This is a genomic window from Actinoplanes palleronii (assembly GCF_016862315.1).
Classification (GTDB): Bacteria; Actinomycetota; Actinomycetes; order Mycobacteriales; family Micromonosporaceae; genus Actinoplanes; species Actinoplanes palleronii.
Genome location: NZ_BOMS01000042.1, coordinates 77907 through 102772, shown reverse-complemented (window position 1 = coordinate 102772; position 24866 = coordinate 77907). Strand labels below are relative to the sequence as shown.

At 70.4% G+C, this 24866-nt stretch carries 19 protein-coding genes; 8 read left to right on the top strand and 11 right to left on the bottom strand.

Going from position 1 to position 24866, the window contains the following annotated elements; translation table 11 throughout:
* Positions 1 to 517 precede the first annotated feature (517 nt).
* The gene (locus Apa02nite_RS51045; protein WP_239164324.1) at positions 518 to 1645 is read right to left on the bottom strand and encodes a WecB/TagA/CpsF family glycosyltransferase; all 1128 of its coding nucleotides are present in this window, start codon (positions 1643 to 1645) and stop codon (positions 518 to 520) included.
* Positions 1646 to 1707: 62 nt separating this feature from the next.
* On the opposite strand from Apa02nite_RS51045, the gene Apa02nite_RS15205 reads away from it, so the two are divergent.
* The 4 genes from Apa02nite_RS15205 (at position 1708) to galT (ending at position 5510) form a co-directional block, all read left to right on the top strand.
* Positions 1708 to 2640, top strand: coding sequence for a sulfotransferase (locus tag Apa02nite_RS15205; protein WP_067688622.1), 933 nt, complete (start codon positions 1708 to 1710; stop codon positions 2638 to 2640).
* Positions 2637 to 3551, top strand: a complete 915-nt coding sequence (locus tag Apa02nite_RS15200; protein ID WP_203825511.1) for a glycosyltransferase family A protein — start codon at positions 2637 to 2639, stop codon at positions 3549 to 3551. The genes Apa02nite_RS15205 and Apa02nite_RS15200 overlap by 4 nt, the downstream gene beginning before the upstream one ends.
* Positions 3552 to 3642: 91 nt before the next feature.
* Entirely contained in the window at positions 3643 to 4419 is a 777-nt protein-coding gene (locus Apa02nite_RS15195; protein ID WP_067688616.1) for a DeoR/GlpR family DNA-binding transcription regulator, read from the top strand.
* Complete coding sequence (galT, locus tag Apa02nite_RS15190) at positions 4416 to 5510, top strand: galactose-1-phosphate uridylyltransferase (protein WP_067688614.1); 1095 nt, start codon at positions 4416 to 4418, stop codon at positions 5508 to 5510. Before Apa02nite_RS15195 ends, galT begins: the two co-directional genes overlap by 4 nt.
* A gap of 250 nt (positions 5511 to 5760) precedes the next feature.
* Here galT and adhE read toward each other — a convergent pair whose 3' ends face one another.
* The gene (gene adhE, locus Apa02nite_RS15185; protein ID WP_239164323.1) at positions 5761 to 8355 is read right to left on the bottom strand and encodes a bifunctional acetaldehyde-CoA/alcohol dehydrogenase; all 2595 of its coding nucleotides are present in this window, start codon (positions 8353 to 8355) and stop codon (positions 5761 to 5763) included.
* 168 nt (positions 8356 to 8523) lie between these two features.
* Positions 8524 to 9741 carry an NADP-dependent isocitrate dehydrogenase gene (locus Apa02nite_RS15180; protein ID WP_067688608.1) on the bottom strand — a complete coding sequence of 406 codons (1218 nt, stop codon included), beginning with the start codon at positions 9739 to 9741 and terminating at the stop codon, positions 8524 to 8526.
* Between the two features lie 111 nt (positions 9742 to 9852).
* Between Apa02nite_RS15180 and Apa02nite_RS15175 the strand changes: the two genes are divergently transcribed.
* The gene (locus Apa02nite_RS15175) at positions 9853 to 10464 is read left to right on the top strand and encodes a hypothetical protein (protein WP_203825509.1); all 612 of its coding nucleotides are present in this window, start codon (positions 9853 to 9855) and stop codon (positions 10462 to 10464) included.
* 267 nt (positions 10465 to 10731) lie between these two features.
* On the opposite strand, the gene Apa02nite_RS15170 is transcribed toward Apa02nite_RS15175, so the two are convergent.
* From Apa02nite_RS15170 to icmB, 7 genes are all read right to left on the bottom strand, one after another.
* Entirely contained in the window at positions 10732 to 11325 is a 594-nt protein-coding gene (locus tag Apa02nite_RS15170; protein ID WP_203825508.1) for a pentapeptide repeat-containing protein, read from the bottom strand.
* Between the two features lie 49 nt (positions 11326 to 11374).
* Complete coding sequence (purH, locus tag Apa02nite_RS15165) at positions 11375 to 12934, bottom strand: bifunctional phosphoribosylaminoimidazolecarboxamide formyltransferase/IMP cyclohydrolase (protein WP_203825507.1); 1560 nt, start codon at positions 12932 to 12934, stop codon at positions 11375 to 11377.
* Complete coding sequence (purN, locus tag Apa02nite_RS15160; RefSeq protein WP_067688599.1) at positions 12931 to 13548, bottom strand: phosphoribosylglycinamide formyltransferase; 618 nt, start codon at positions 13546 to 13548, stop codon at positions 12931 to 12933. The genes purH and purN overlap by 4 nt, the downstream gene beginning before the upstream one ends.
* A gap of 45 nt (positions 13549 to 13593) precedes the next feature.
* Entirely contained in the window at positions 13594 to 15030 is a 1437-nt protein-coding gene (locus Apa02nite_RS15155) for a cell division protein PerM (protein WP_203825506.1), read from the bottom strand.
* A 109-nt stretch (positions 15031 to 15139) separates the two neighbouring features.
* Positions 15140 to 16024 carry a succinate--CoA ligase subunit alpha gene (sucD, locus tag Apa02nite_RS15150; protein WP_203825505.1) on the bottom strand — a complete coding sequence of 295 codons (885 nt, stop codon included), beginning with the start codon at positions 16022 to 16024 and terminating at the stop codon, positions 15140 to 15142.
* A 4-nt stretch (positions 16025 to 16028) separates the two neighbouring features.
* Positions 16029 to 17207: an ADP-forming succinate--CoA ligase subunit beta gene (gene sucC, locus Apa02nite_RS15145; protein ID WP_203825504.1), complete on the bottom strand. Its 1179-nt coding sequence runs from the start codon at positions 17205 to 17207 to the stop codon at positions 16029 to 16031.
* A 518-nt stretch (positions 17208 to 17725) separates the two neighbouring features.
* The gene (gene icmB / locus Apa02nite_RS15140; protein WP_203825503.1) at positions 17726 to 18130 is read right to left on the bottom strand and encodes a coenzyme B12-dependent isobutyryl CoA mutase small subunit; all 405 of its coding nucleotides are present in this window, start codon (positions 18128 to 18130) and stop codon (positions 17726 to 17728) included.
* Between the two features lie 391 nt (positions 18131 to 18521).
* Here icmB and Apa02nite_RS15135 point away from each other — a divergent pair, with 391 nt between their 5' ends.
* Entirely contained in the window at positions 18522 to 19277 is a 756-nt protein-coding gene (locus Apa02nite_RS15135) for a M23 family metallopeptidase (RefSeq protein WP_203825502.1), read from the top strand.
* 118 nt (positions 19278 to 19395) lie between these two features.
* Positions 19396 to 20232, top strand: a complete 837-nt coding sequence (locus Apa02nite_RS15130) for a M23 family metallopeptidase (protein ID WP_239164322.1) — start codon at positions 19396 to 19398, stop codon at positions 20230 to 20232.
* A 74-nt stretch (positions 20233 to 20306) separates the two neighbouring features.
* Here Apa02nite_RS15130 and pcrA read toward each other — a convergent pair whose 3' ends face one another.
* Positions 20307 to 22820 carry a DNA helicase PcrA gene (pcrA, locus tag Apa02nite_RS15125; protein WP_157441333.1) on the bottom strand — a complete coding sequence of 838 codons (2514 nt, stop codon included), beginning with the start codon at positions 22818 to 22820 and terminating at the stop codon, positions 20307 to 20309.
* A 171-nt stretch (positions 22821 to 22991) separates the two neighbouring features.
* On the opposite strand from pcrA, the gene Apa02nite_RS15120 reads away from it, so the two are divergent.
* Positions 22992 to 24833, top strand: coding sequence for a bifunctional metallophosphatase/5'-nucleotidase (locus Apa02nite_RS15120; RefSeq protein WP_203825501.1), 1842 nt, complete (start codon positions 22992 to 22994; stop codon positions 24831 to 24833).
* The last annotated feature ends 33 nt before the right edge of the window (positions 24834 to 24866 follow it).

The following is a 24866-nucleotide window of genomic DNA, read 5'->3' as shown; positions in this document are numbered from 1 at the left end:
GGCTCGTTGTGACCTGCGCGGGTCGCGGCTTGTCGTGCTCGCTGCGTGAGGCCGCGGCCACCTCAGACACTTCCGCGGGTCCCGGCGTCGGCGTCGGGTTCGAGGGCGGTGACAGTCCTCGGTGGGGTTGTGCGTGCATATACCGCCCCCGGGCGGGCTGCAGACGCACGCGATCGGCCAATGCGGACTCCCACCGCCCTCCCCGCAGCGGCAGGCACCTCCGATCGGGCCTCAAGCACACCCCCTGCCACCACCCGAGCCGCCCGCGTGCTCCGCGTCCCCCGGCTGGCACTCAGGGGTGCCTCCAGACCGGTGAGACAACCCCCACCACCAGCCGGGACACCGCGGCTGGCACTCAGGGGTGCCTCCACGCCGTCGAGACAACCCCCACCACCAGCCGGAGTGGAAGTGAGGGGTTGGGGTGGGCTTTGGGCCGCGCCGGGGGGAAGGCGAGCTGTGTTGGGGAGGGAGGGAGGGTCGGTCGGGGTGGTCTGGGTGCCGGGTTCGCCGGAGGGGGCTAGGCGCGGCGGGCGCGGCGGCGGGCTCGGGCCAGTAGGCGCAGGGCGTAAGGGGCGTCGTCGCGGAGGTAGCGGCGGGCCAGGCGGCGGGGTTCGGTGCCGAGGCGGTGGGCCCATTCCAGGCCGGTGCGCTGCATCCAGCGCGGGGCCCGGTGCACGTCGCCGGCGACGAAGTTGACCGCCGCGCCGCAGCCGACGAACCAGGTGGCCGGGAGGTCGCGGCGGAGGCGCTCGATCACGTACTCCTGCTTGGGGAAGCCCAGGCCGACGAAGACCAGGTCCGGCCGGGCCGCGGTGACCTGCGCGCAGAACGCGGCGTAGGTCGTCTCGTCCTGCTCGAAACCGAAGGGCGGGCTGATCGTGCCGGCGATGCGCAGGCCCGGGCTCGCGGCCACGAGCCGGGCCGCGGCGCGCACCGCGCCGGACGCCCGCACCTCACGCACCCGCACCGAGCCGGCGGACACCCCCCGCTCCGCGCCGACGCCGAGCACCGCGGCCCGCTCACCGGCGACCGGCGTCTCGGCGGTCGGTTCGGTCAAGGCCGCGCTGCGCGGGCCGAACGGGGTCTCGGCGGTCGGACCGGTCAAGGCCGCGCTGCGCGGGCCGAACGGGGGCTCGGCGGTCGGTTCGGGCGAGGCCGTGGTGCGCGGGCCGAACGGGGGCTCGGCGGTCGGGCCGGTGAGGGCCGTGGTGCGTGGGGTGAGCGGGAGCTCGGCGGTCGGAGCGGTCAGGGCCGTGGTGCGGCGGCCCGGGCCGTCCGGGGTGATGACGCGCGGGGCCGGGGTGCCGCCGATGACGAAGACCGAGCGGGCGTCGCGGCCCAGGCCCTCGGAGAGGGTCCAGATCAGGCTGCTGCCGGCCACCCGTTCCGGGAGCGGCGCGCCGCCCAGCCGGCTGGCCCAGATCAGCGGCATGCCGTCGGCGACGATCAGGTCGGCGTCGTCGAGGTGGCGGCGGACCCTCGGATCGGCCGCGGCGCGGCGCAGGATGTCGATGTTCGGGGTGATGATCCGGCCACCGTGACCACGGGACAAAGCGTCCCTGACCACGGCGACCACCTCGTCCTCGGTGATCCGGTCGATGCCGGTGCCGTCCAGGTGCACACGGTCGAAAGCCTCGATTGACACCTGACGCCTCCTTTTGCCTGCTTCACTCGTTACCAGAGCGAAACGAGCGAAGGCGGGCCAAAGTGGCACAAGTGCTATTTCTGGGCGGATTGGGGCGAAGCGGCACCACTCTCGTCGAACGTCTGCTCGGCGAGCTGCCCGGGGTCTGTGCGCTCGGCGAGGTCGTGCACCTCTGGCAACGCGATCTGCGCGACGACGAACGGTGCGGCTGCGGCGCCCAGTTCTCGGCCTGCGTGTTCTGGCAGCAGGTCGGCAAGACCGCGTTCGGCGGCTGGTCCGAGGTCGACGTCGACCGGGTGCACGCGCTGCGCGACGCGGTCGAGCGGACCCGGCACATCCCGCGGCTCGCCGCCGGGGGCGCCGCCAGTGCCGAGGTCCGCGAGTACGCCTCCTTCTACGCCCGGATCTACGACGCCGCCGCCGAGGTATCCGGCGCTCAGCTGATCGTCGACTCCTCCAAACACTCCGCGCTGGCCCACCTGCTGCGCGCGGCCGGCGGCATCAACCTGCGGGTGGTGCACGTGGTCCGGGACGCGCGCGGGGTCGCCTACTCCTGGACCAAGCGGGTCGCCCGGCCGGAGAGCGACGACGGCGACGAGATGACCAGGTACTCCCCCGGCCGCTCCGCACTGCTCTGGAACGCGCACAACGCCGCGTTCGGCCTGCTCGCCCGCCGTGGCGTGCCGGTCCGCCGGATCCGTTACGAGGAGTTCCTGGCCGACCCGCGGGCCGGGCTGATCCGGTTGGCCGACTTCGCCGGTATCACCCTGCAGCCCTGCGACCTGGACTTCCTCCGGCCCGGCCACGCCGACCTGCGGGTCGGGCACAGCGCGGCCGGCAACCCGATGCGCTTCACCGTCGGCCGCCTGGCGCTGCGCCAGGACGACGCCTGGATGCGATCACTTCCGGCCGCGCAGCGCCGCCTGGTGGGCGCGGTGTGCGGACCGATGCTGCGTGCGTACGGCTACCCGCTGAACCCACAGGAGGCGCGATGAACTGGCCGTCGGTCGGGGTAGTCATCCCCACCCGGAACCGCCCGGAGCTGGTCCGGCGCTCGATCGAGGCGGTACGGGCCCAGCGCTATCCGGGCGAGCTGAAGATCGTCGTGGTCTACGACCAGACCGAGCCGGACTACCTGCTCGCCTGCGCCGAGGACGTACCGGTGCTGGTTCTGACCAACTGGCGGCCCGCCGGTCTGGCCGGCGCCCGGAACACCGGGGTCCTGGCCCTGGAGACCGAGCTGGTGGCGTTCTGTGACGACGACGACCGCTGGCTGCCGGACAAGCTGCGCCGGCAGGTGGCCGCGCTGCTGGCCGAGCCGGACGCCGAGTTCGCCACCTGCGCGATCGAGGTGGAGTTCGAGGGGCACACCACGCCGCGGCTGGCCCAGCGCAGCCGGGTGACGGTGGAGGACCTGGCCCGGTCCCGGATGGCGATGCTGCACTCGTCGTCGTTCCTGATCCGCCGGGAGGCGCTCGCCGAGGACGCCGTCGGGCTGGTCGCCGAGGACGCGCCGGGCAGCCAGAACGAGGACTGGGACCTTTTGCTCAGGGCGGCCCGCCGGACGCCGATCGTGCATGTGGACGAACCGCTGGTCCAGGTGCTCTGGGGACGCAGTTCGCACTACGCCTACGAGTACGCCACCAAGATCTCCTCGCTGCGCTGGATGATGCAGCGGCACCCGGAGATCAGTGGCTGCCGCCCCGGAGCCGCCCGGGTCTACGGGCAGTTGGCCTGCTGGTCCGCGGCGACCGGCAACCGCAGTCAGGCCTGGCAGTTCAGCAAGGAGGCGGTACGCGCGAACTGGAAGGAACCCCGTACCGCGATCGCGCTGGCCGCGATGACGGGCGCGGTGAAGGTGGAGAACGTACTTTCGGCCCTGCACAAACGGGGTAGGGGTATCTGAAGTCACTCTTCCGCGCACACCCGACCACACGGTAGTGTTCAAGTGTGTTTGAATTCGTGCGGAAACCCCGGCTAAAGATGGTGGATTGCTGATGCTCGCACAGCAGCGTCAAGCCGCGATCCTCGACCGGGTCCGTGCCACCGGCGGTGTCCGGGTCAGCGAGCTCGCCACCGAGTACGGCGTCTCCGACATGACCATCCGCCGTGATCTCGAGTCGCTCGCCGATCGTGGGCTGCTGGCGAAAGTACACGGTGGAGCCACCACGGTCAGCCCCGGTTCCGCACACGAGCCGGGTTTCGCCGCCAAGTCGGTGCGCCAGCGCGACGAGAAGGCCGCCATCGCGGCCCGCGCGGCCGCCCTGGTCTCCCCCGGCGACGCCATCGCGCTCTCGGCCGGCACCACCACGGCCGACCTGGCCCAGCGGCTGGTCGACGTCCCGTCGCTGACCGTGGTGACCAACTCGATCCCGGTCGCCGACGTGTTCTACCGCGCCGGCCGGCCGGACCAGACCGTGGTGCTCACCGGCGGCACCCGTACCCCGTCCGACGCTCTGGTCGGCCCGGTCGCGGTCGCCGCGATCGGCACCCTGCACCTGGACATGCTCTTCCTGGGCGTGCACGGGATGAGCGAGCGCGCCGGCTACACCACGCCCAACCTGATGGAGGCGGACGTGAACCGCGCCCTGGTGGAGGCCGCGGAACGCCTGGTCGTGCTCGCCGACAGCACCAAGTGGGGCACCGTCGGCATCTCCTCGATCGTGCCGCTGGAACGCGCCGACGTCCTGATCACCGACGACGGCCTGGACGCCGCCACGCGCGCGCTCCTCACCGAAACCGTCCCCGAACTCGTGGTGGTGAATCCCCAGTGACACCCCTTCGCTCCACCGTCCACCTCTCCGACGGCCGCGAACTCATCTATTTCGACGAGAAGCCGGACTCCGGCCGCGCCGAATGGAAAGACACCCGCGAGCTGCCACCGCCTCCACCGGCCTCCCAGCTGCGGTACGACCCGCTGGTCGACGAGTGGATCGCGGTCGCCGGACACCGGCAGACCCGGACCTTCCTGCCGCCCTCGGACGCCTGCCCGCTCTGCCCGACCTCGCCGCGGTTCGCCAGCGAGATCCCCGCGCCGGACTACGACGTGGTGGTCTTCGAGAATCAGTTCCCGTCGTTCAGCTACCGCGAGGTGCCGGGCGGGGAGATCACCGAGCTGACCGGCATGGTGCCGGTGCGCCCGGGGCTGGGCCGCTGCGAGGTGGTCTGCTTCACCAGCGACCACAACAGCGCGTTCGGCTCGCTGCCGCCGTCCCGGGTGCGCACCGTCGTCGACGCGCTCGCCGACCGGACCGCGGAGATGTCCGAGCTGCCGGGCGTCGCCCAGGTGTTCCCGTTCGAGAACCGGGGCGTCGAGATCGGCGTGACGCTGCACCACCCGCACGGCCAGATCTACGCGTACCCGACGGTGCCGCCGCGGACCGCCGCGATGCTGCGGGCCGCGACGAAGCACGCCGAGAAGACCGGCGGGCGCAACCTGTACGCCGACGTGCTCGCCGCCGAGCAGGAGGCGAAGGTACGGGTGATCGCGGCGAACGAGCACTGGACCGCGTACGTGCCGGCCGCCGCCCGCTGGCCGTTCGAGGTGCAGCTGGCCCCGCACCGCCGGGTCGCCGACCTGCCCGAGCTCGACGACGCGGAGCGGGACGCGTTCGGCCCGCTCTATCTCGACGTGCTGCGCCGGTTCGACGGGCTGTTCGGCAAGCCGATGCCGTACATCTCGGCCTGGCACCAGGCGGTCGTGGGCGAAGGCCGCGACCTGGGTTATCTGCACCTGCAGGTGTTCAGCATCCGGCGGGCCGCCGACAAGCTGAAGTTCCTGGCCGGCTCGGAGTCCGCGATGGGCGCGTTCGTCAGCGACGTGGTTCCGGAGAAGGCCGCTCAGCTCCTGCGTGACGCCGGCTGACCCGTTTCGCTCCAACAGGCTCTCCGCGTTCGCGCGGGGAGCCTGCTGGCGTTTCCGGGCCGTTTGCGGGGCCGAGGGGGGTGCGGGCGGCGGAGGGGGACAGCGGGGGCCCGGGACAAGGCCCCCGCTGAAGGGGACGGTGAGCGGCATACCCAAGCCCACCACCCGCACCACTGAGACAAACGAACCTGCTTACCCGGTGGTTACGATATGAAACATCCCTTTTGCGCTTTTTTGGAGACGTTCGGGCTCAGCGGCCGTAGTAGGCGTTCTCCATGAGCTGCCGGAGGTCGGCGAGCATCGGCATCCGCGGGTTGGCCGGCGCGCACTGGTCGAGGTAGGCGTTCATCGCCTGCTGCGGCAGCGCGGCCACGAACGCCGCCTCGTCCACCCCGGCGCCCTGGAACGACGGCGGGATGCCGACCGCGTCGCGCAGCCGTTCCACCGCGCGGGCGTAGGACTCGACACCCTCGGCGGGCGTGGCGGCCGGCAGGCCCAGGTGCCGGGCGATGTCCTGGAAGCGCTCCGGTGCGATGTAGCGCTCGTACTTCGGCCAGCTGTTCAGCTTGGCCGGCACGGTGCCGTTGTGCCGGATCACGTGCGGCAGCAGGATCGCGTTGGTCCGGCCGTGTGCGACGTGGAAGGTGGCGCCGAGGGTGTGCGCCATGGCGTGCACGATGCCCAGGAACGCGTTGCCGAACGACATCCCGGCGATCGTCCCGGCGTTGTGCATCTTCTCCCGGGCCAGCGGGTCGTCCCCGCCGTCGTGGACCGCGCGCTCCAGGTTCTGGAAGATCAGTTTGATCGCGTGCAGGGCCAGCCCGTCGGTGAAGTCGCTGGCGTAGACCGAGACGTACGCCTCGGTGGCGTGGGTGAGCGCGTCGAAGCCGCTGTCCGCGGTCACCACGGCCGGCAGGTCCTTGGTCAGGTGCGGGTCGATGATCGCCACGCTCGGGGTGAGCGCGTAGTCGGCCAGCGGGTACTTCTGCCCGGTGGCGGTATCGGTGATCACCGCGAACGGGGTGACCTCGGCGCCAGTGCCGGAGGTGGTCGGCACACAGACCAGCTTGGCGAGGCTGCCCAGGGTGGGGAACTTGAAGGCGCGCTTGCGTACGTCGAAGAATTTCTCCTTCATGTCGCCGAAGACCACGTCGGGGTGCTCGTAGAGCAGCCACATCACCTTGGCCGCGTCCATCGGGGAACCGCCGCCGAGCGCGATGATGGTGTCCGGGCGGAACGAGCGCATCAGCGCCGCGCCCTTCTGCACGGTGTCGATGCTCGGCTCCGGCTCCACGTTGTCGATCACCTGGATGGTCACCGGCGTGGACCGCTCGCGCAGCACGTTGCTGATCCGGTCGACGTAGCCGAGCCGGGTCATGGTGTGGTCGGTGACGATGGTGACCCGGGAGACCTCCGGCATGTCCTTGAAGTACCGGATCGCGTGCGGTTCGAAGTACATCTTCGCCGGCACCTTGAACCACTGCATGTTGTTCGTCCTACGACCGATCCGCTTGATGTTGAGCAGGTTGAGGGCGGACACGTTGTCGGAGACCGAGGTGTGCCCGTAACTGCCGCAGCCGAGGGTCAGCGACGGCCGGAACCCGTTGTAGATGTCGCCGATGCCGCCCTGCGAGGCCGGCGCGTTCCAGATGATCCGGACCGCCTTCATCCGCTTGCCGAACCGTTCGGAGAGCTCGACGTCCTTGGCGTGCACCACGGCACTGTGGCCGAGGCCGTGGAACTCGACCATCTGCTCGGCGTACCGGATGCCCTGCTCCTCGTCACTGGCCGTGAGCACGGCGAGCACCGGGCAGAGCTTCTCCCGGCTCAGCGGCTCGGCCGGGCCGACCTCGCTGATCTCGGCGAGCAGGATCGAGGTGTCCGCCGGCACGCTGAACCCGGCCTGCTCGGCGATCCAAGCCGACGACTGGCCGACGACCGCGGCGTTCAGCTTCTCGCCCACGCAGTCCTCGCCGTCACCGTCCGGCGGGAAGATGAAGTTCTGCAGGAGCTGCTTCTCCTCGGCCGACACCAGGTAGGCGTGCAGCCGGGCGAACTCGGTGAGCGCCTGCTCGGCTATGTGCCGGTCCAGGATCACGGCCTGCTCGGACGCACAGATCATGCCGTTGTCGAAGGTCTTCGACAGCACGATGTCGTGAGCGGCGCGGACCACGTCGGCGGTCGGGTGCACGTACGCCGGGACGTTGCCGGCGCCGACACCGAGGGCCGGCTTGCCCGTCGAGTACGCGGCCCGGACCATCGCGTTGCCGCCGGTGGCCAGGATGGTGGCGACTCCAGGATGGTTCATCAGCGCGCCGGTCGCCTGGATCGAGGGCTGCTCGACCCACTGGACGCAGTTCTCCGGGGCGCCGGCCTCGATCGCCGCGTCCCGGACCACCCGGGCCGCCGCCGCGCTGCACCGCTGCGCGGCCGGGTGGAAGGCGAAGATGATCGGGTTGCGGGTCTTCAGCGCCAGCAGCGCCTTGAAGATCGTGGTCGAGGTCGGGTTGGTGACCGGGGTGACCGCGCAGACCACGCCGACCGGGTCGGCGATCTCGGTGATCCCGTTGATGTCGTCACGGCGGATGATGCCGACCGTCTTCATCCCGGCCATGCTGTTCGTGACGTGCTCGCAGGCGAAGATGTTCTTGACGGCCTTGTCCTCGAACACGCCCCGGCCGGTCTCCTCGACCGCCAGCGCGGCCAGTTCCCCGTGCTTGTCGAGCGCGGCCACCGAAGCCTTGCCGACGATGTAATCGACCTGTTCCTGGGTGAAGCCGGCGTAGTCGGCCAAGGCCTTCTCCGCGCCACGCACCAGATCGTCGATCGCCGGGATGTCGCCCACGGTCATCTCCCCCTCGGGTCGGTCGGCGGATTCCTCCGCCTCCCTCATCCTTCGTGGCGAGCGTGCCGGGTCGCTGCGGCTCAAGGTCTCCGGCGTACGGGTACAAGGTCCCGAAACGGCGAGAAGCCCGCCGGCCAGTGACCGACGAGCTTCCTTCCGTACGAAGAATCAGGCGACCTTGCGGGCCAGATTCTCGTCGAGCGCGTTCATGAACTCGTCCGTCGACAGCCACGGCGCGTCCCGGCTGATCAGCAGCGCGAGGTCCTTGGTCATCTGACCGCCCTCGACGGTCTCGATGCAGACCTGCTCCAGAGCCTCGGCGAACTGGGTGACCTCCGGCGTCCCATCCAGCTTGCCGCGGTGCTTCAGGCCGCCGGTCCACGCGAAGATCGAAGCGATCGGGTTGGTCGAGGTCTTCTCGCCCTTCTGCCACTGCCGGTAGTGCCGGGTGACAGTGCCGTGCGCGGCCTCGGCCTCGACGGTCTGGCCGTCCGGGGTCATCAGCACCGAGGTCATCAGACCGAGCGAGCCGAAGCCCTGCGCGACGGTGTCGGACTGCACGTCACCGTCGTAGTTCTTGCAGGCCCAGACGTAGCCGCCCTCCCACTTCATCGCGGCGGCGACCATGTCGTCGATCAGCCGGTGCTCGTAGGTGATGCCGGCGGCCGTGAACTGGTCCGCGAACTCGGTCTCGAAGATCTCCGCGAACAGGTCCTTGAAGCGGCCGTCGTAGGCCTTCAGGATGGTGTTCTTGGTGGAGAGGTAGACCGGGTAGTTGCGGGCCAGGCCGTAACGGAACGAGGCGCGCGCGAAGTCGCGGATCGACTCGTCGTAGTTGTACATCGCCATGCCGACGCCGCCACCGGCCGGGAAGTCCGTGACGTGGAACTCCATCGGCGCCGAACCGTCCTCCGGCGTGAAGGTGACGGTCATCTTGCCGGCGCTGGGCGCGACGAAGTCGGTGGCCTTGTACTGGTCGCCGTGCGCGTGACGGCCGATGATGATCGGCTTGGTCCAGCCGGGTACCAGACGAGGCACGTTCTTCATGATGATCGGCTCGCGGAAGACCACGCCGCCGAGGATGTTACGGATGGTGCCGTTCGGCGAACGCCACATCTTCTTGAGGCCGAACTCCTCGACCCGGGCCTCGTCCGGGGTGATGGTGGCGCACTTGACGCCGACGCCGTGCCGCTTGATGGCGTTGGCGGAGTCGATCGTCACCTGGTCGTCGGTCTCGTCCCGGTACTGGATCGAGAGGTCGTAGTACTCCAGGTTGACGTCGAGGTAGGGCAGGATCAGCTGCTCACGGATCTGCTTCCAGATGATCCGGGTCATCTCGTCGCCGTCGATCTCAACGACCGGGTTCTTGACCTTGATTTTCGCCATCGGCCGGCGCTCCTCTCCCGAAACACATGCTTAGCAGTACGAGCGTACTGCCCGCCCGCTGAAGATCGCCGGGCGGCCCCGAATGGTGACCTCCCTCTACCATTCCAGGCCGTGCAGATCCGGCGTGGCGATCAGCGATACCAGCCCCAGCACGGCGGCCGGCGATACGAGACCCTGCTCCAGGTGGTACGCCTGCTCGGCGTGCTGCTGGCGGTGCTGTCGGTCGCCGCGTTCTACGTGCTCATCGGTGACCATCTGCGGGACGACGTCCTCACCCTGGCCCGCGACCTGAGCGGCGGGACCGACCGAGGCATGGCCGTCGCCGCCTGGGTGTTCCTGAGCGTCCCGGTCTGGCTCTTCGTCACCATCACGCTGGTCTTCCGGCGGTCCCGCTGGCTCGGCGTGGTTCCGGCCGGCATCGTCGCGGCTCTGCTGCTCGTTCCGATGCAGCCGTTCTGGCCGACCCGGCGCCAGGCGGTCGAGGACCTGGTACACGGTCCCGGCGCGGCCGGGTTCGCCGACGGGCTGCGCTGGAGCGGCGCCACGCTGATCCTGCTGCCGGCCCTCGTCGCCGCCCTGGAGCTCTTCGACGGGGCGGTCTACCGCCGCGGCAAGCCGGCCGACGGCCCCGCCCGGCGCGGCCACCTGGTCTGGATCGTGGTGGCGGGCGGCGCGACGCTCAGCCTGGGCGCGCTGGTCATCGGGGTCGCCGTCGCCGGCTGAGTCAACACTTGCCGGCGACGTCGCCGGGGGAACCGTGCTGCGGCTGCTCGACGTGCCGGCCGCCGGCACCCTCGGCGGGCTGGCCGCCGCCCTGGTCTGGATCGTGGGGCTGGGCCCGGCGCAGGCCGCTGCCGGCTGACCGGCGCGGGCATGACCGGCGCACGCCCGGCGGGCTTCAACGAGCTGCTGCACTTCCCGGTCCGGCTCACCATCGTGTCGCTGCTCGCACCGGCCGCGCACGTCGAGTTCAGCTTCCTGGCGGGGCGCTCAGGGACTGACGAGGGCCCCGTGCGCGCGGGCGAAGTGCGCCGCCTGCACCAGGTCGAGTTTCGCGCCGGTGATGTCGACGTCCCGCAGCGGCGCGCCGTCCAGGTCGGCGCCGCGCAGGTCGGCGCCCTTCAGGACGGCGTCCTTGAGCCGCGCGTTGGTCAGATCGGCGCCGGTCAGGTCGGCCTTCGACAGGTCCGCGCCGGTCAGGTCGGCCTCCCGCATCCGCAGCGCGCCGAACCGGATGCCGGTCAGGTCCAGCCCGCGCAGCGAGACGAAACCCCAGTCCCCGCCGTCGACGGTGAGCGGCCGCAGCACGCAGTCGATGAAACTCGTCCCGGTCAGCTTGCAGTCGACGAAGACCGCGTCGAAGAACGAGCAGCGCTGCAGCGTGCACTGCAGGAACGCGGAGCGCTGGAAGGTCACCGCGTTGAACTTGACGTTGCCGAACCCACAACCCTCGAACGTGACCGCGGTGAGCTGCGCCTCGCTCCAGTCCACGTCGTGGAAGACACAGTCCTCGTAGTGGACGTGCTCGTCCTCGGCCAAGGCCCAGTCCGTACCGGAGAATCGCTCACCCACGACGTGCCGCATCGGTCCCCCTGTGGAAGGCCCCGGGCATCGCCCGGGGCCGACCGGAAAATCAGTGGTAGAAGTGCCGAGTGCCGGTGAAGTAAACGGTCAGACCGGCCTTCTCCGCCGCCTCGATCACCAGGTTGTCACGGATCGAACCGCCCGGCTGGACGACTGCCGTGATCCCGGCCTCGATCAGCACTTCCAGGCCGTCCGGGAACGGGAAGAACGCGTCCGAGGCGGCCACGCTGCCGGCCGCCCGCTCGGCGCCGGCCCGGGAGACCGCGAGCCGGGCCGAGTCGACCCGGTTCACCTGGCCCATCCCGACGCCGACCGTGGCGCCGTCGCTGGCCAGCAGGATCGCGTTGCTCTTCACGCTGCGGATGGCCCGCCAGGCGAAGGTCAGGTCGCGGAGCACCTCGGGGGACGCCGCGGCGCCGGTCGCCAGGGTCCAGGTGGCCGGGTCGTCACCGGGGGCGTCGATCCGGTCGACGAGCTGCACCAGCGCGCCGCCACCGATCTGCCGCAGTTCGGCACGCGCCGGGCTCCACGCCGGGGCGACGAGCACCCGCAGGTTCTTCTTCTCCCGCAGCAGCGCGAGGGCCTCCGGCGCGTACGACGGCGCCACGATCACCTCGGTGAAGATCTCCGCGACCTGCTTGGCCAGCTCCGCGGTGACCTGCTGGTTGACCGCGATGACGCCGCCGAACGCGGAGACCGGGTCGCACTCGTGTGCCTTCCGGTGCGCCTCGGCGACGTCCGCGCCGATCGCCACGCCGCACGGGTTGGCGTGCTTGATGATCGCCACGGCCGGGTCGGTGAAGTCGTTCGCGGTGCGCCAGGCGGCGTCCGCGTCGACGTAGTTGTTGTAGGACATCTCCTTGCCGTTGAGCTGCTCGGCCTGAGCCAGCCCGACGGGGGCGTTCGCGTCCACGTAGAGCGCGGCCTGCTGGTGCGGGTTCTCGCCGTACCGCAGGGTGCTCTGCTTGGTCAGCGCGACACCGGCGAAGTCCGGCCAGCCGGACGGGGCCAGCACGGTGGCGGTCCAGTTGGCGACCGCGACGTCGTACTCCGCGATGTTGATGAATGCGCGGGAGGCGAGCACCTTGCGCTGATCGAGCGTGAAGCCGCCGTTCGCGAGCGCCTCCAGGATCAGCGGGTAGCCCGCGGTGGAGACCACGACCGCGACCGAGGCGTGGTTCTTGGCCGCCGCGCGGACCATGGCCGGGCCGCCGATGTCGATCTTGGCGATGCACTCCTCCTCGCCGGCGCCGGAGGCGACCGTCTCGGAGAACGGGTAGAGGCTGCTGACCAGCAGGTCGAACGGCTCGATGCCGTGCTCTTGCAGCTCCTGCGCGTGGCTGTCCAGCCGCAGGTCGGCGAGCAGACCCGCGTGCACCTTCGGGTGCAGGGTCTTGACCCGGTCACTGAGGATCTCCGGGAAGCCGGTCAGGTCCTCGACCCGGGTCACCGGCACACCGGACTTCTCCACGGTGGCGGCGGTCGAACCGGTCGAGACGATCTCCACCCCGGCGGCGTGCAGGGCCTGGGCGAGTTCGACGATCCCGGCCTTGTCCCACACGCTCAGCAGCGCCCGCTTGATCGTCCTGCGCCCGTCATCGGTGCTCACGGAATCCGTACCTTCCTGTTCTCGATGGTCCAGCCGTCGCGGACCAGCCGGCCGACGAAGTCGACAAGCTGGGCGCGCTCGGCCACCTTGATCCGCTCGGTCAGCGTCTCCTCCGTGTCACCGTCGAGCACGGGGACGCTGACCTGGGCGATGATCGGTCCGGTGTCGACACCGGCGTCGACGAAGAAGAGCGTGGCTCCGGCGAGCTTCACGCCGTAGGCGAGCGCGTCGCGCGGACCGTGGATGCCCGGGAACGACGGCAGCAGCGCGTTGTGCGTGTTGACGTACCGGTCGCCGAACGCGTCGAGGAACTGCTTGCCGACCAGTTTCAGGAAACCGGCCGAGATCACCAGGTCGGGGCGGTGCTCCGCGACGTGCGCGGTGAGCGCGGCATCCCAGTCGTCGCGGGTCGGGTAGGCCTTCACCGAGTCCACGAAGGTGGGTACGCCGGCCGCGGCCGCGTGGTCGAGACCGGCGATGCCGTCCCGGTCCGCGCCGACCGCGACCACCTCGGCACCGTACGCCGGGTCGCGGGCCGCTTCGAGAAGAGCTTGCAGGTTGCTGCCCGATCCGGAGATCAGGACGACCAGCCGGGCGGGCGCGGGGTCAGTCACCTCAGCACCCTATCCGGGCCGCCCAGGTCAACCGAAATCGGGCGGTTACTTGCGGGCGCCGGCCCGGCGGGGCGCGTTGAAGGCCCGCGCGGCGGCCGCGCCACCGAGCACCGAGACCGCGGCGACGATCGCGGCGACCACGCCCACCTGCACCGCGGCCGGCCCGATCTCCGCCAGCCGGCCACCGCCGACCGGTCCGCCGGAGCACCAGGCGAGCGCGGCCATCACCAGTCCGGTCACCGGCCCGGCCAGCAGGCTCGCGCCGAACAGCAGCGACCAGGCCGGCTCCGGCGCGTCCGCTCCCGAGCCCTCGCCCGGCCGCCAGGCGTGCGCGCGGCCGTACCGCAGCCGCTGGGTGAGGCCCCAGCCGGCCACCCCGCCGGCGATCACCGGGAGCAGCAGGAGCAGGCCACCGGCCGAGCCCATCGGACCGTTCGGCAGGCCGGCCAGCAGCGGCACGGTGGGCAGGTCACCGACCGACACCTCGGTCAGCCGGATCGCCGAGCCGGTGCCCAGCGCGAAGCCCGGCCCGAGCAGGTAGGCGGCGGCCCAGATCGCGGCGTTCGCCGCGTAGGCCACGCTGATCAGGGTGATCCCGGCCTGGCCGGCCACCCCGGTGTGATAGGCCGAGATGATCTTCGCGGCGTCGCCGCCGCCGAGCGCGATCGACAGCCCGCCGACCGCGGCGCCCGCGCCGACCATCAGGAACGCCGCGACCGTGCCGGTCCGGACACCGTGTCGCAGCGCGGGCGGCACCCGCCGGGCCAGCGTGGTGACCGCGTCGCTGCCGCGCAGCGCGCCGATCAGGGCGCCGAACAGACCGAGGACCAGGAAATGCAGCGCGGCGCGGGTGGTGGAGACGTGGGTGCCGCGGCCGTCGACCAGGTGCGCGGTCAAGGCGCCGACCATGGCGTACGACAACCCGACGCTCACCGTCACCAGCGCCGCCGAGCGGATCGAACCGGAGCGCCGGGCCCCGATCGCCCTGGTCACGTGCAGCCCGGCCCGGTTCAGCCGGCCCAGCACCAGCACGGTGAGCAGCAGCGGCGCCAGCCCGAGCGACCCGATCGAGGTGCCGATCGGCACACCGTGGCCGAGCAGCCAGGCGGCCGCACCGGCGTGCATCGCCCCGGCCAGTCCACCGGCGCCCTCCAGCGTGCGGGCCAGCCCGAGCACCGCGGCGACCGGAAGATACGTCAGCAGCGCCGCCCAGAGCGTCGCGAAGAGCACCGCCACCGGCAGAGGCGCGCCCCGCCGCTCGGACGGCCGGCGCTGGGTGGGCACCCGGACCGTCTCGTGCCGGGCCAGCATCGCCTCGTCGACGACGATGGTGTCCCGGTTCTCCGCCGCCTCGGCGGCGTCGGTTGCCGCGCGCTCCGCGGAGACGTCGAGCGCCTCGGTGTCTCGCACGACAGACTTCAGCGCCTCGGCGACCGCGAACGGGTCCTCCGAGCCGCCGGGACGGTCGGTTGTGCTGGGCATCGCGACTACCTTGTCACGCCGTGGCGCTCACGGCGATGCAGAAACAGCGGCGCGCCGCTCTTTACTGCGAGGCAGAAAGAGCGGCGCACCATCTCGTACAGATTTCCGGTCAGCTGCTCATGACCTCGCGCATGAGCTGAGCGGTCTCGCTCGGCGTCTTGCCGACCTTGACACCGGCCGCCTCGAGCGCCGACTTCTTCGCGTCGGCGGTGCCGGCCGAACCGGAGATGATCGCGCCGGCGTGACCCATGGTCTTGCCGGGCGGTGCGGTGAAGCCGGCGATGTAACCGACCACCGGCTTGGTGACGTGCTCCTTGATGAACTCGGCGGCCCGCTCCTCGGCGTCGCCACCGATCTCACCGATCATCACGATCGCGTCGGTGTCCGGGTCCTCCTGGAAGGCCCGCAGCGCGTCGATGTGGGTGGTGCCGATGATCGGGTCGCCACCGATGCCCACCGCGGTCGAGAAGCCGAACTCGCGCAGCTCGTACATGAGCTGGTAGGTCAGCGTGCCGCTCTTGCTGACCAGGCCGATCCGGCCCTGCGGGGTGATGTCGGCCGGGATGATGCCGGCGTTCGAGGCGCCCGGTGACGCGATGCCCGGGCAGTTCGGGCCGATGATCCGGGTCTTCTCACCCTTGGACACGTTGTACGACCAGAACGCCGCCGAGTCCTGCACCGGCACGCCCTCGGTGATCACGATGGCCAGCGGGATCTCGGCGTCGATCGCCTCGAGCACGGCGGCCTTGGTGAACGCCGGCGGCACGAAGATGACCGACACGTCGGCGCCGGTCTCCTTGATCGCCTCGGCGACCGTGGCGAACACCGGAAGCTCGGTGCCGTCGAAGTCCACCTTGGTGCCGGCCTTGCGCGGGTTCACGCCGCCGACCACCTGGGTGCCCGCGGCGAGCATCCGCTTGGTGTGCTTGGAGCCCTCACCACCGGTGATGCCCTGGACGATGACCTTGGAGTCCTTGGTGAGCCAGATAGCCATTAGTTCACTTCCCCGCAGCCGCGAGCTCGGCGGCCTTCTCGGCCGCTCCGTCCATCGTGTCGACCCGCGTGACGAGCGGGTTGTTGGCGCCGTCGAGGATGGCGCGGCCGGCCTCGGCGTTGTTGCCGTCGAGACGTACGACGAGCGGCTTGGTGACCGTCTCGCCCCGCTCGGCGAGCAGCTCGAGGGCCTGGATGATGCCGTTGGCCACCGCGTCACAGGCGGTGATGCCGCCGAAGACGTTCACGAAGACCGACTTCACGGCCGGGTCGCCGAGGACGATCTCGAGGCCGTTCGCCATCACCTGGGCGCTCGCGCCGCCGCCGATGTCGAGGAAGTTGGCCGGCTTGACGTTGCCGTGCCGCTCCCCGGCGTACGCGACCACGTCGAGGGTCGACATGACCAGGCCCGCGCCGTTGCCGATGATGCCGACCTCGCCGTCGAGCTTGACGTAGTTGAGGTTCTTGGCCTTGGCCGCCTGCTCGATCGGGTCGACCGCGGACTTGTCCTCGAGCGCCTCGTGGTCGGGGTGCCGGAAGCCGGCGTTCTCGTCCAGCGTGACCTTGGCGTCCAGCGCCAGCACCCGGCCGTCGCCGACCTTGGCCAGCGGGTTGACCTCGACCAGCAGGGCGTCCTCGGCGACGAACGCCTGCCACAGCTTCACCGCGATGTCGACGACCTGGTCGGCGACGTCGGCCGGGAACTTGGCGAGGGTGACGATCTCCCGCGCCTTGGCCTCGTCCACGCCCTTGCTGGCGTCGATGGCGACCTTGGCGACCCGCTCCGGGTCGGTCTCGGCGACCGTCTCGATCTCCATACCGCCGGCGACGCTGGCGATGCAGAGGAACGTGCGGTTGGCCCGGTCCAGCAGGTAGGAGAAGTAGTACTCCTCCTTGATGTCGGCCGTCTCGGCCAGCATCACCTTGTGGACCGTGTGGCCCTTGATGTCCATGCCCAGGATGTCGGTCGCCCGGGCCTCGGCCTCGTCGGCGCCGTCCGCCAGCTTGACGCCGCCGGCCTTGCCGCGGCCGCCGACCTTGACCTGCGCCTTGACGACAACCTTGCCGCCCAGCCGCTCGGCGATAGCCCGGGCTTCCTGCGGGGTCTCGGCAACGCCGCCGCCCAGCACGGGCAGCCCGTGCCGTTCGAACAGGTCGCGCCCCTGATACTCGAACAGGTCCACGTGTCTCCTTTCGCTCGCGACGCCAAGCGCCGGCAAGCCGCACCGTTGCGTCCCGACCTGTTGTGTGCGCGGCGCGTCGCAGCGGCGCCGCCAGCGTGAGGATCGTTCGGCCATCTGACAGGTCGTCGTAGAGAAGCATCCCGCCGAATGGCCTTCATCCGCAGACTAGCGACCGAATCGGGCTCCGTGCCCGCGCGGGTACACGGTGTGCAAGACCGCACACTGGAGGGACGAAATCGCAGCTCCGGGACGGTAGGGACAACAGTGCCCGGAGCGACCTGGGCGACCCCGTGCCGATCTTCCGGAGGGTCCGCGGAGAACTGGGCGGAAAAAGTCACGCGAGCGCACGTAACCCACCGGAGAAGGGCGTCGTTGAGTGTGATGTCAGCGGCCCGCTCACCCGGGCCCGCAGATGAGAACGGCCGATGCCCTGTCGGTCGAGGGGTGGCGGCGGGGCATCGCGCATAGAGAGGCCGGACGTGTGAGGGGTGCGTCCGGCCTCTCCCTATGCGAACTGCTCACGCCACTTGGGTGACTACATTCGCGCGAACCCATTCGATGATGGACGCGGTAGTAGCACCCGGCGTAAATACCTTGGCTACGCCGAGTGATTCCAATTCCGCGATGTCGCCCTCCGGAATGATGCCGCCACCGAATACCACGATGTCGGTCGCCTCGCGTTCGGCCAGCAGTTGCAGCACCCGGCGGAACAGCGTCATGTGTGCGCCGGAGAGAACCGACAGGCCCACGGCGTCGGCGTCTTCCTGAATCGCCGTCTCGACGATCTGCTCGGGTGTCTGGTGCAGCCCGGTGTAGACGACCTCCATGCCGGCGTCGCGCAGCGCCCTGGCCACCACCTTGGCGCCCCGGTCGTGCCCGTCCAGCCCGGGCTTCGCCACCACGACCCTGATCCGTGCTTGCATGCTGACCCCTCTAGAGCTCCAGGACCTCGACGTCCAGGCCACCTGAACGAACGGTAACCTGCCGCGGCCGGGGCCGGGTAGCACCCCGCACCAGGACACGGCCAGGGAATGGTTACCCCGGTCACATCACTTTCCGTTCCTAAAGCAATTACGCAACGTTGCTATTTACCACGAGCAAAAAGGTAGCCAATTCGGACAATAGCTGATCAATACCGGCGTGTAACTGTCATGAAATTGGCGCTGCGACTTGTGAGCGGGCTGCCGTTTCGTTACCGTGGCCACGGCTGTCGCACAGGTTCACCCCCCAGCGACCGCCCGGACAGCACTCGTTAACTCGCTTACGGCGGGCGTTCGAGTCTGCCGCCGCAATGCCACTGACGGAGGATCCTTCGTGCGCCAGCGCTTGTCGTCTGAGCCCGATCGCTATCGCGGTCGACGTCGCGTACCGACACCTCCGCGCAGCCGCTACGCCGCCGTCGTCACCTCCGCCTTCGTCGGCGCCGGCGTGGTCGCCCTCGGCGCCGCGTCGAACCTCCCGGACCACAAGACGGTCAACCCGGACGTCCTGTCGAGCCTGGACAAGTCCTCCCAGGTCGCTACGGACGCGCTGCAGAGCCGCTCGGACGACGCGACCCGCGCCTCCCGTGGCGAGACCCGGGACAGCACCACCAAGGCCGGCACCAAGCTCAACCAGGAGGAAGCGGCCTCCGAGGTCTACCTCCTGCCGCTCGACGACTACGAGTTCACCTCCGCGTTCGGGGTCCGGTTCGGCAAGCTGCACGCCGGCATCGACCTGGCCGCCCCGGACGGCACGCCCTACAAGGCGGTGCACGCCGGCACGGTCACCGCGGCCGGCTACAACGGCGGCTACGGCTACTCGATCACGATCCAGCAGGACGACGGCACCGAGATGATCTACGCGCACTCCCGGCGGCTGCTGGTGAAAAAGGGCGACGTGGTGAAGGCCGGGCAGGTCGTCGGCGAGGTCGGGAACACCGGGTACTCGTACGGAACGCATCTGCACCTGGAAGTGCACGTCGACGGCAAGCCGGTCGACCCGATCACCTTCCTCCGCGGTCACCAGGTCGACATCCAGCTCCAGATGGAGTCGCCGTACGCGAGCTTGGCCGCAGCCGCCGCTTCCTGACCGCAACCCCTCCGGTTGCGGGTCGGTTGAACCGGCCGCATCTCCCTCAGCGCTCCCCACATCGGGGCCGACAGAACCGTGACAGCACAGATCACGGTCGTCGGGAGGAGCATCTCGCGTGGGGCAGACTTGGGCAGCGGAGATCAACGGACCGTCGTCCGCAGCGCGTGACAACGGCCGGCACCGTCAGGAACGCCTCCACCGGCACCGCGCCCCGCTCTTCCCGGCTCTCTTCGCCAGCCGCAGCCGCTCCGCCCTCTCCCTCACCGCGCTGACCGCCACCCTGGCCACCGGCATCGGGATGGCCGGCGCCGCCGCCGCGGCCACACCCGCCGACCACGCCTCCAGTGGCGGGCACACCGCCGCGCACGCCGCCGCCACCTGGCCGATCGTCCCGCCGCTCGGTGACGACGCGCCCGCCAAGGCACACCCCCGGCAGTACGGCACCGACGACGACGCCGGCGCCGGCCCGGCCTCGGCCGACCCGGTGAAGCTCCGCAAGAAGCCGATCGCGGCCCGGACCGCCGCGATGCCGGCCGCCGCCGGCGACTGGGTGCACCCGCTGCCGCCGGCCCGGGTCACCTCCTGCTTCGGCCAGCGCTGGGGACGCCTGCACGCCGGTGTCGACCTGGCCGCCCCGAACGGCACCCCGATCGTGGCGGCCGGCGCCGGCGTGGTGGTCCGGGCCGGTGAGGCACAGGGGTACGGCAACGCGGTGCTGATCGACCACGGCAACGGCTGGCTCACCCACTACGGCCACATGTCGCGGATCGCGGTCACCGTCGGCGAGGTGGTCCGCGCCGGGCAGCAGATCGGCGACGAGGGTTCGACCGGGCACTCGACCGGCCCCCACCTGCACTTCGAGGTGCACCAGGGGCACTACAAGAACCCAGTCGAGCCGACCGCGTGGATGCACGAGCACGGGGTGGACATCCCCGGCTGCGGCGCCCTCTAGATCTTTCGATCAGGGCGCCGCTCTAGACCTTTTCGATCGGGGCGCGCTCTAGACCTTTTCGATCGGGGCGCGCTCTAGATCTTTTCGATCGGGGCGTGCCGCAGGATCAGCCACATCACCTGGTCACCGAAGTCGATCTGGGCGCGGGCGCTCGGCCCCTGCCCCTCGACCACGACGACCCGGCCCAGACCGTACCTCTGGTGGTTGACCCGATCGCCGGCCTCGACCTTCGGCGTGGACTTGAGGTCGCTGGCGGTCGCCAGCTTGCTGGCGTCGATCCCCAGGCGCTCGGCGATCTTCTGCGCCTTCGGGGTGCCACCGGCAAACCCGCCGCCGCGCTGCCGGTCGCCACCACCGCGGCCGCCGACCCCGCCACCGGTGCCGGACCACGACGTGTACGACGCGCCGGTCCGCTCCCAGCGCACCAGCTCGGGCGGCAGCTCGTCGGTGAACCGGGACGGCGGATTGTATTGCGGCTGGCCCCACGCCGAACGGGTCACCGCCCGGGAGAGGTAGAGCCGCTCCCGGGCTCGGGTGATCCCGACATACGCCAGCCGGCGCTCCTCCTCCAGCTCGGAGTTGTCGCCGAGCGCCCGCATGTGCGGGAACACGCCGTCCTCCAGCCCGGTCAGGAACACCACCGGGAACTCCAGGCCCTTCGCGGTGTGCAGGGTCATCAGCGTGACCACGCCCTGGTGATCGGGGTCGTCGCTGGGGATCTGGTCGGCGTCCGCGACCAGCGCCACCTGCTCCAGGAACCCGGCCAGGCTCGCCACCGGCGCCTCCGGATCAAAATCCTCGTCCGGCTCGCTGGGCGCGGCGGCCAGCGACTCCACCCGTTCGGTGTACTCCCGGGCGACGCTGACCAGCTCCTGGAGGTTTTCCACCCGGCCCTGGTCCTGCGGGTCGAGGCTCTCCTCCAGCTCGCTGAGCAGGCCGGAACGCTGCAGCAGTGCCTCCAGCACCTCCTCCGGCGGGGCGGTCAGGGCCAGCTCCCGCAGGTCGTCGAGGAGCTGGACGAAGTCGGTGATGCTGTTGACCGCCCGGGTGGAGATGCCCGGCGCACCCTTGGCGTGCCGCAACGCCTGGCCGAACGAGATCCGGTCCCGGTTCGACAGGGCCTCGACACAGGCCTCGGCGCGGTCACCGATCCCGCGTTTCGGGGTGTTCAGCACCCGGCGGGTGCTGACCGTGTCGTCCTCGTTCACGATCGCGCGGAGGTAGGCCAGCGCGTCGCGGACCTCCTTGCGCTCGTAGAAGCGCACCCCGCCGACCACCTTGTAGGGCAGGCCGACCCGGATGAACACCTCCTCGAACACCCGGGACTGCGCGTTGGTGCGGTAGAAGACGGCCACGTCGCCGGCCCGGACCTGGTGCCGGTCGGAGAGCCGGTCGATCTCCCGGGCCACCCAGTCGGCCTCGGCGTGCTCGGTGTCGGCGACGTACCCGACGATCTGCTCGCCGGCGCCCTGGTCGCTCCAGAGCCTTTTCGGCTTGCGGGAGGTGTTCCGGTCGATCACCGCGTTGGCCGCGGAGAGGATGGTCTGGGTGGAGCGGTAGTTCTGCTCCAGCAGGATGGTCCGGGCGTCCGGGTAGTCGCGCTCGAACTCCAGGATGTTGCGGATCGTGGCGCCGCGGAACGCGTAGATCGACTGGTCGGCGTCACCGACCACGCACAGCTCGGACGGCTCGACCTCGCCACCGGGCACGCCGACCAACTCGCGGATCAACGTGTACTGGGCGTGGTTGGTGTCCTGGTACTCGTCGACCATCACGTGGCGGAAGCGTCGCCGGTACGCCTCGGCGATCATCGGGTGCGACTGGAACAGGTGCACCACCGACATGATGATGTCGTCGAAGTCCAGCGCGTGCGCCTCGCGCAAGCGGCGCTGATAAAGCTCGTACGCCTCGGCGACGGCCCGTTCGTTCGGGCCCTTGGCGGCGGCCTTGAACTCCTCCGGGTCGGTCAGCTCGTTCTTCAGGTTCGACACCTGGGCGGCCAGGCCGCGAGCCGTGTAGCGCTTCGGGTCGAGGTCGAGCTCGCGGGCGACCATCTGCATCAGCCGGCGCGAGTCGTCCGCGTCGTAGATCGAGAAGGTGCTCTTCAGCCCGGCGTGCTCGTGCTCGGCGCGCAGGATCCGGACGCAGGCCGAGTGGAACGTCGACACCCACATCAGCCGGGCGCGCGGGCCGACCAGGTCGGCGACCCGCTCCTTCATCTCGCCGGCCGCCTTGTTGGTGAACGTGATCGCGATGATCTCGCCGGGATGCACGTTCCGCTCGGCCAGCAGGTAGGCGATCCGGTGGGTGAGCACCCGGGTCTTGCCCGAGCCGGCGCCGGCCACGATCAGCAGCGGCGAGCCGGCGTGTGTCACGGCGTCGCGCTGCGGGCCGTTCAGCCCCTCGAGCAGCTCGGCGGGGTCGGCACGCCGGTGCACCCGCGGTGCCGCGCGGGCCACCGGTGGGGCGGGCGGCGCCACCGGTGGAGTCGCCCGGGCCGGCGGACCGGCCGGTGCCGGCGGGTCCGGCGGAGCCTCGGCGGGCAGCGCGAACAGGGCGTCGTCGGAAGGTTCAAAGGAAGGTCGCATCGCGGGAGCCAGTGTATGCCGACCCCCCGACAGGAAAACGCACCCGACCGGCCCGTCCATCGGCGTCCGGCAATCGACTTGTCACCTCGAAGTGGTGGCGCCGACGCGGGCGATCCACCAGGCTGATCAGGTTGCCTGAACATCCACTCAAGACCGGGGGGATTGACCATAATGACTTCTCCGCTACGGCGGCGCCTCGCGGTGCCGGCCGTCACGCTGGCCGTCGCCGGCGTGTTCTCCGCCGTACCCGCAGCCCAGTCCGCGGCCGCCGCGCTGCCCGCCGAGTTCACCCCGGTGACCGCGTCCTACGGCGCGCCGCAGGGCGCCTCGGTGATCAAGGGCCAGTTCCTCAGCTACAACGACTTCCACGGTGCGATCGACCCACCGACCGGCAGCGGCGCGGTGGTCAACGCGAGCGGCACGAGCACCCCGGCCGGCGGGGTGGAATACCTCGCGACCTATCTGAAGAAGTTGCGCGCCGAGGCGGCGGCCGAGGGCCGGTCCACCACCACGGTCGGCGCCGGTGACCTGATCGGCGCGACCCCGCTGGTCAGTGCCGCGTTCCACGACGAGCCCACGATCGAGCTGATGAACACGGTCGGCCTGCAGGTCAGCTCGGTGGGCAACCACGAGTTCGACGAGGGTGTCGACGAGCTGATCCGGATCCAGCGCGGCGGGTGCCACCCGGTCGACGGCTGCCAGGACGGCGACGGCTTCGGCGGCGCGAAGTTCAGCTACCTCGCCGCCAACACGATCAACAACAAGACCGGGCTGCCGATCCTGCCGCCGGTCGACATCAAGTACGTCAAGGGCGTCCCGGTCGGCTTCATCGGCATGACCCTGGAGGGCACGGCCGGCATCGTCAACCCGGCCGGCATCAAGAACGTGCACTTCACCGACGAGGTGGAGACCGCCAACCGGTGGAGCAAGATCCTCAAGGTGTTCGGGGTCAAGGCCCAGGTGCTGCTGCTGCACGAAGGCGGCGCGCAGGGCACCGCCACGCCCACACCGGGTGTCTCCGACTGCACCGGCTTCACCGGTCCGATCGTGCCGATCGTGGCCGGCCTGAACCCGGAGATCGGCCTGGTCGTTTCCGGTCACACACACCGGTTCTACTCCTGCAAGCTGCCGAACAAAACCGGTCAGGACACCGTGGTGACGAGTGCCGGGACCAACGGCCAGTTGATCACCGACATCGACTACTCGGTGGACAAGCGCTCCGGCCGGTTCACCGAGATCACCGCGAAGAACGTGATCGTGGAGAACGGCGTCGCGGACGGCAACGGCGGCTGGAAGAAGGACGCGGCCGGTGTCTACCTGAAGAACCCGGACACCGTCGACCCGGCCGCGAAGAAGGTGGCCGACAAGTACCGCACCGCTGTCGCCCCGATCGCCAACAAGATCGTCGGCAGCATCAGCGGCGACATCGTGCGCACCAACAACGCCGCCGGTGAGAGCCCGCTCGGCGACGTGATCGCGGATGCCCAGCTCAAGTACACCGCGGGCGCCGGAGCGCAGCTCGCCCTGATGAACCCGGGCGGCATCCGCGCCGACCTGGACGCCGACCAGTCCTCCGGCGGCGAGGCCTACGGCCAGGTCACCTACGGCGAGGCGTTCACCGTCCAGCCGTTCAACAACCTGGTGGTCACACAGACGCTGACCGGTGCGCAGCTCAAGAGCGTGCTGGAGCAGCAGTTCGCCGGCGTCAACGGCCAGACCTCGACGAAGATCCTGCAGGTCTCGGCCGGCCTGACCTACACCTGGACCGCCTCGGCCGCGCTCGGCTCCAAGATCAGCAACCTCTCGCTGAACGGGGTCGCCATCGACCCCGCCACCAGCTACCTGGTCACCACGAACGACTTCCTGGCCAACGGCGGCGACGGTTTCAGCGTCCTCGCGCAGGGCACCGGCCGGGTCACCGCTCCGGGCTTCGACGTCGACGCGCTGACCGCTCTCCTCGGCGCCGGCACCGTCGCACCGGGCCCGGCCAACCGGATCACCACGGCCCCCTGACCGTCCGGGCTTTCTCTTTCTCGTACGAGGGAA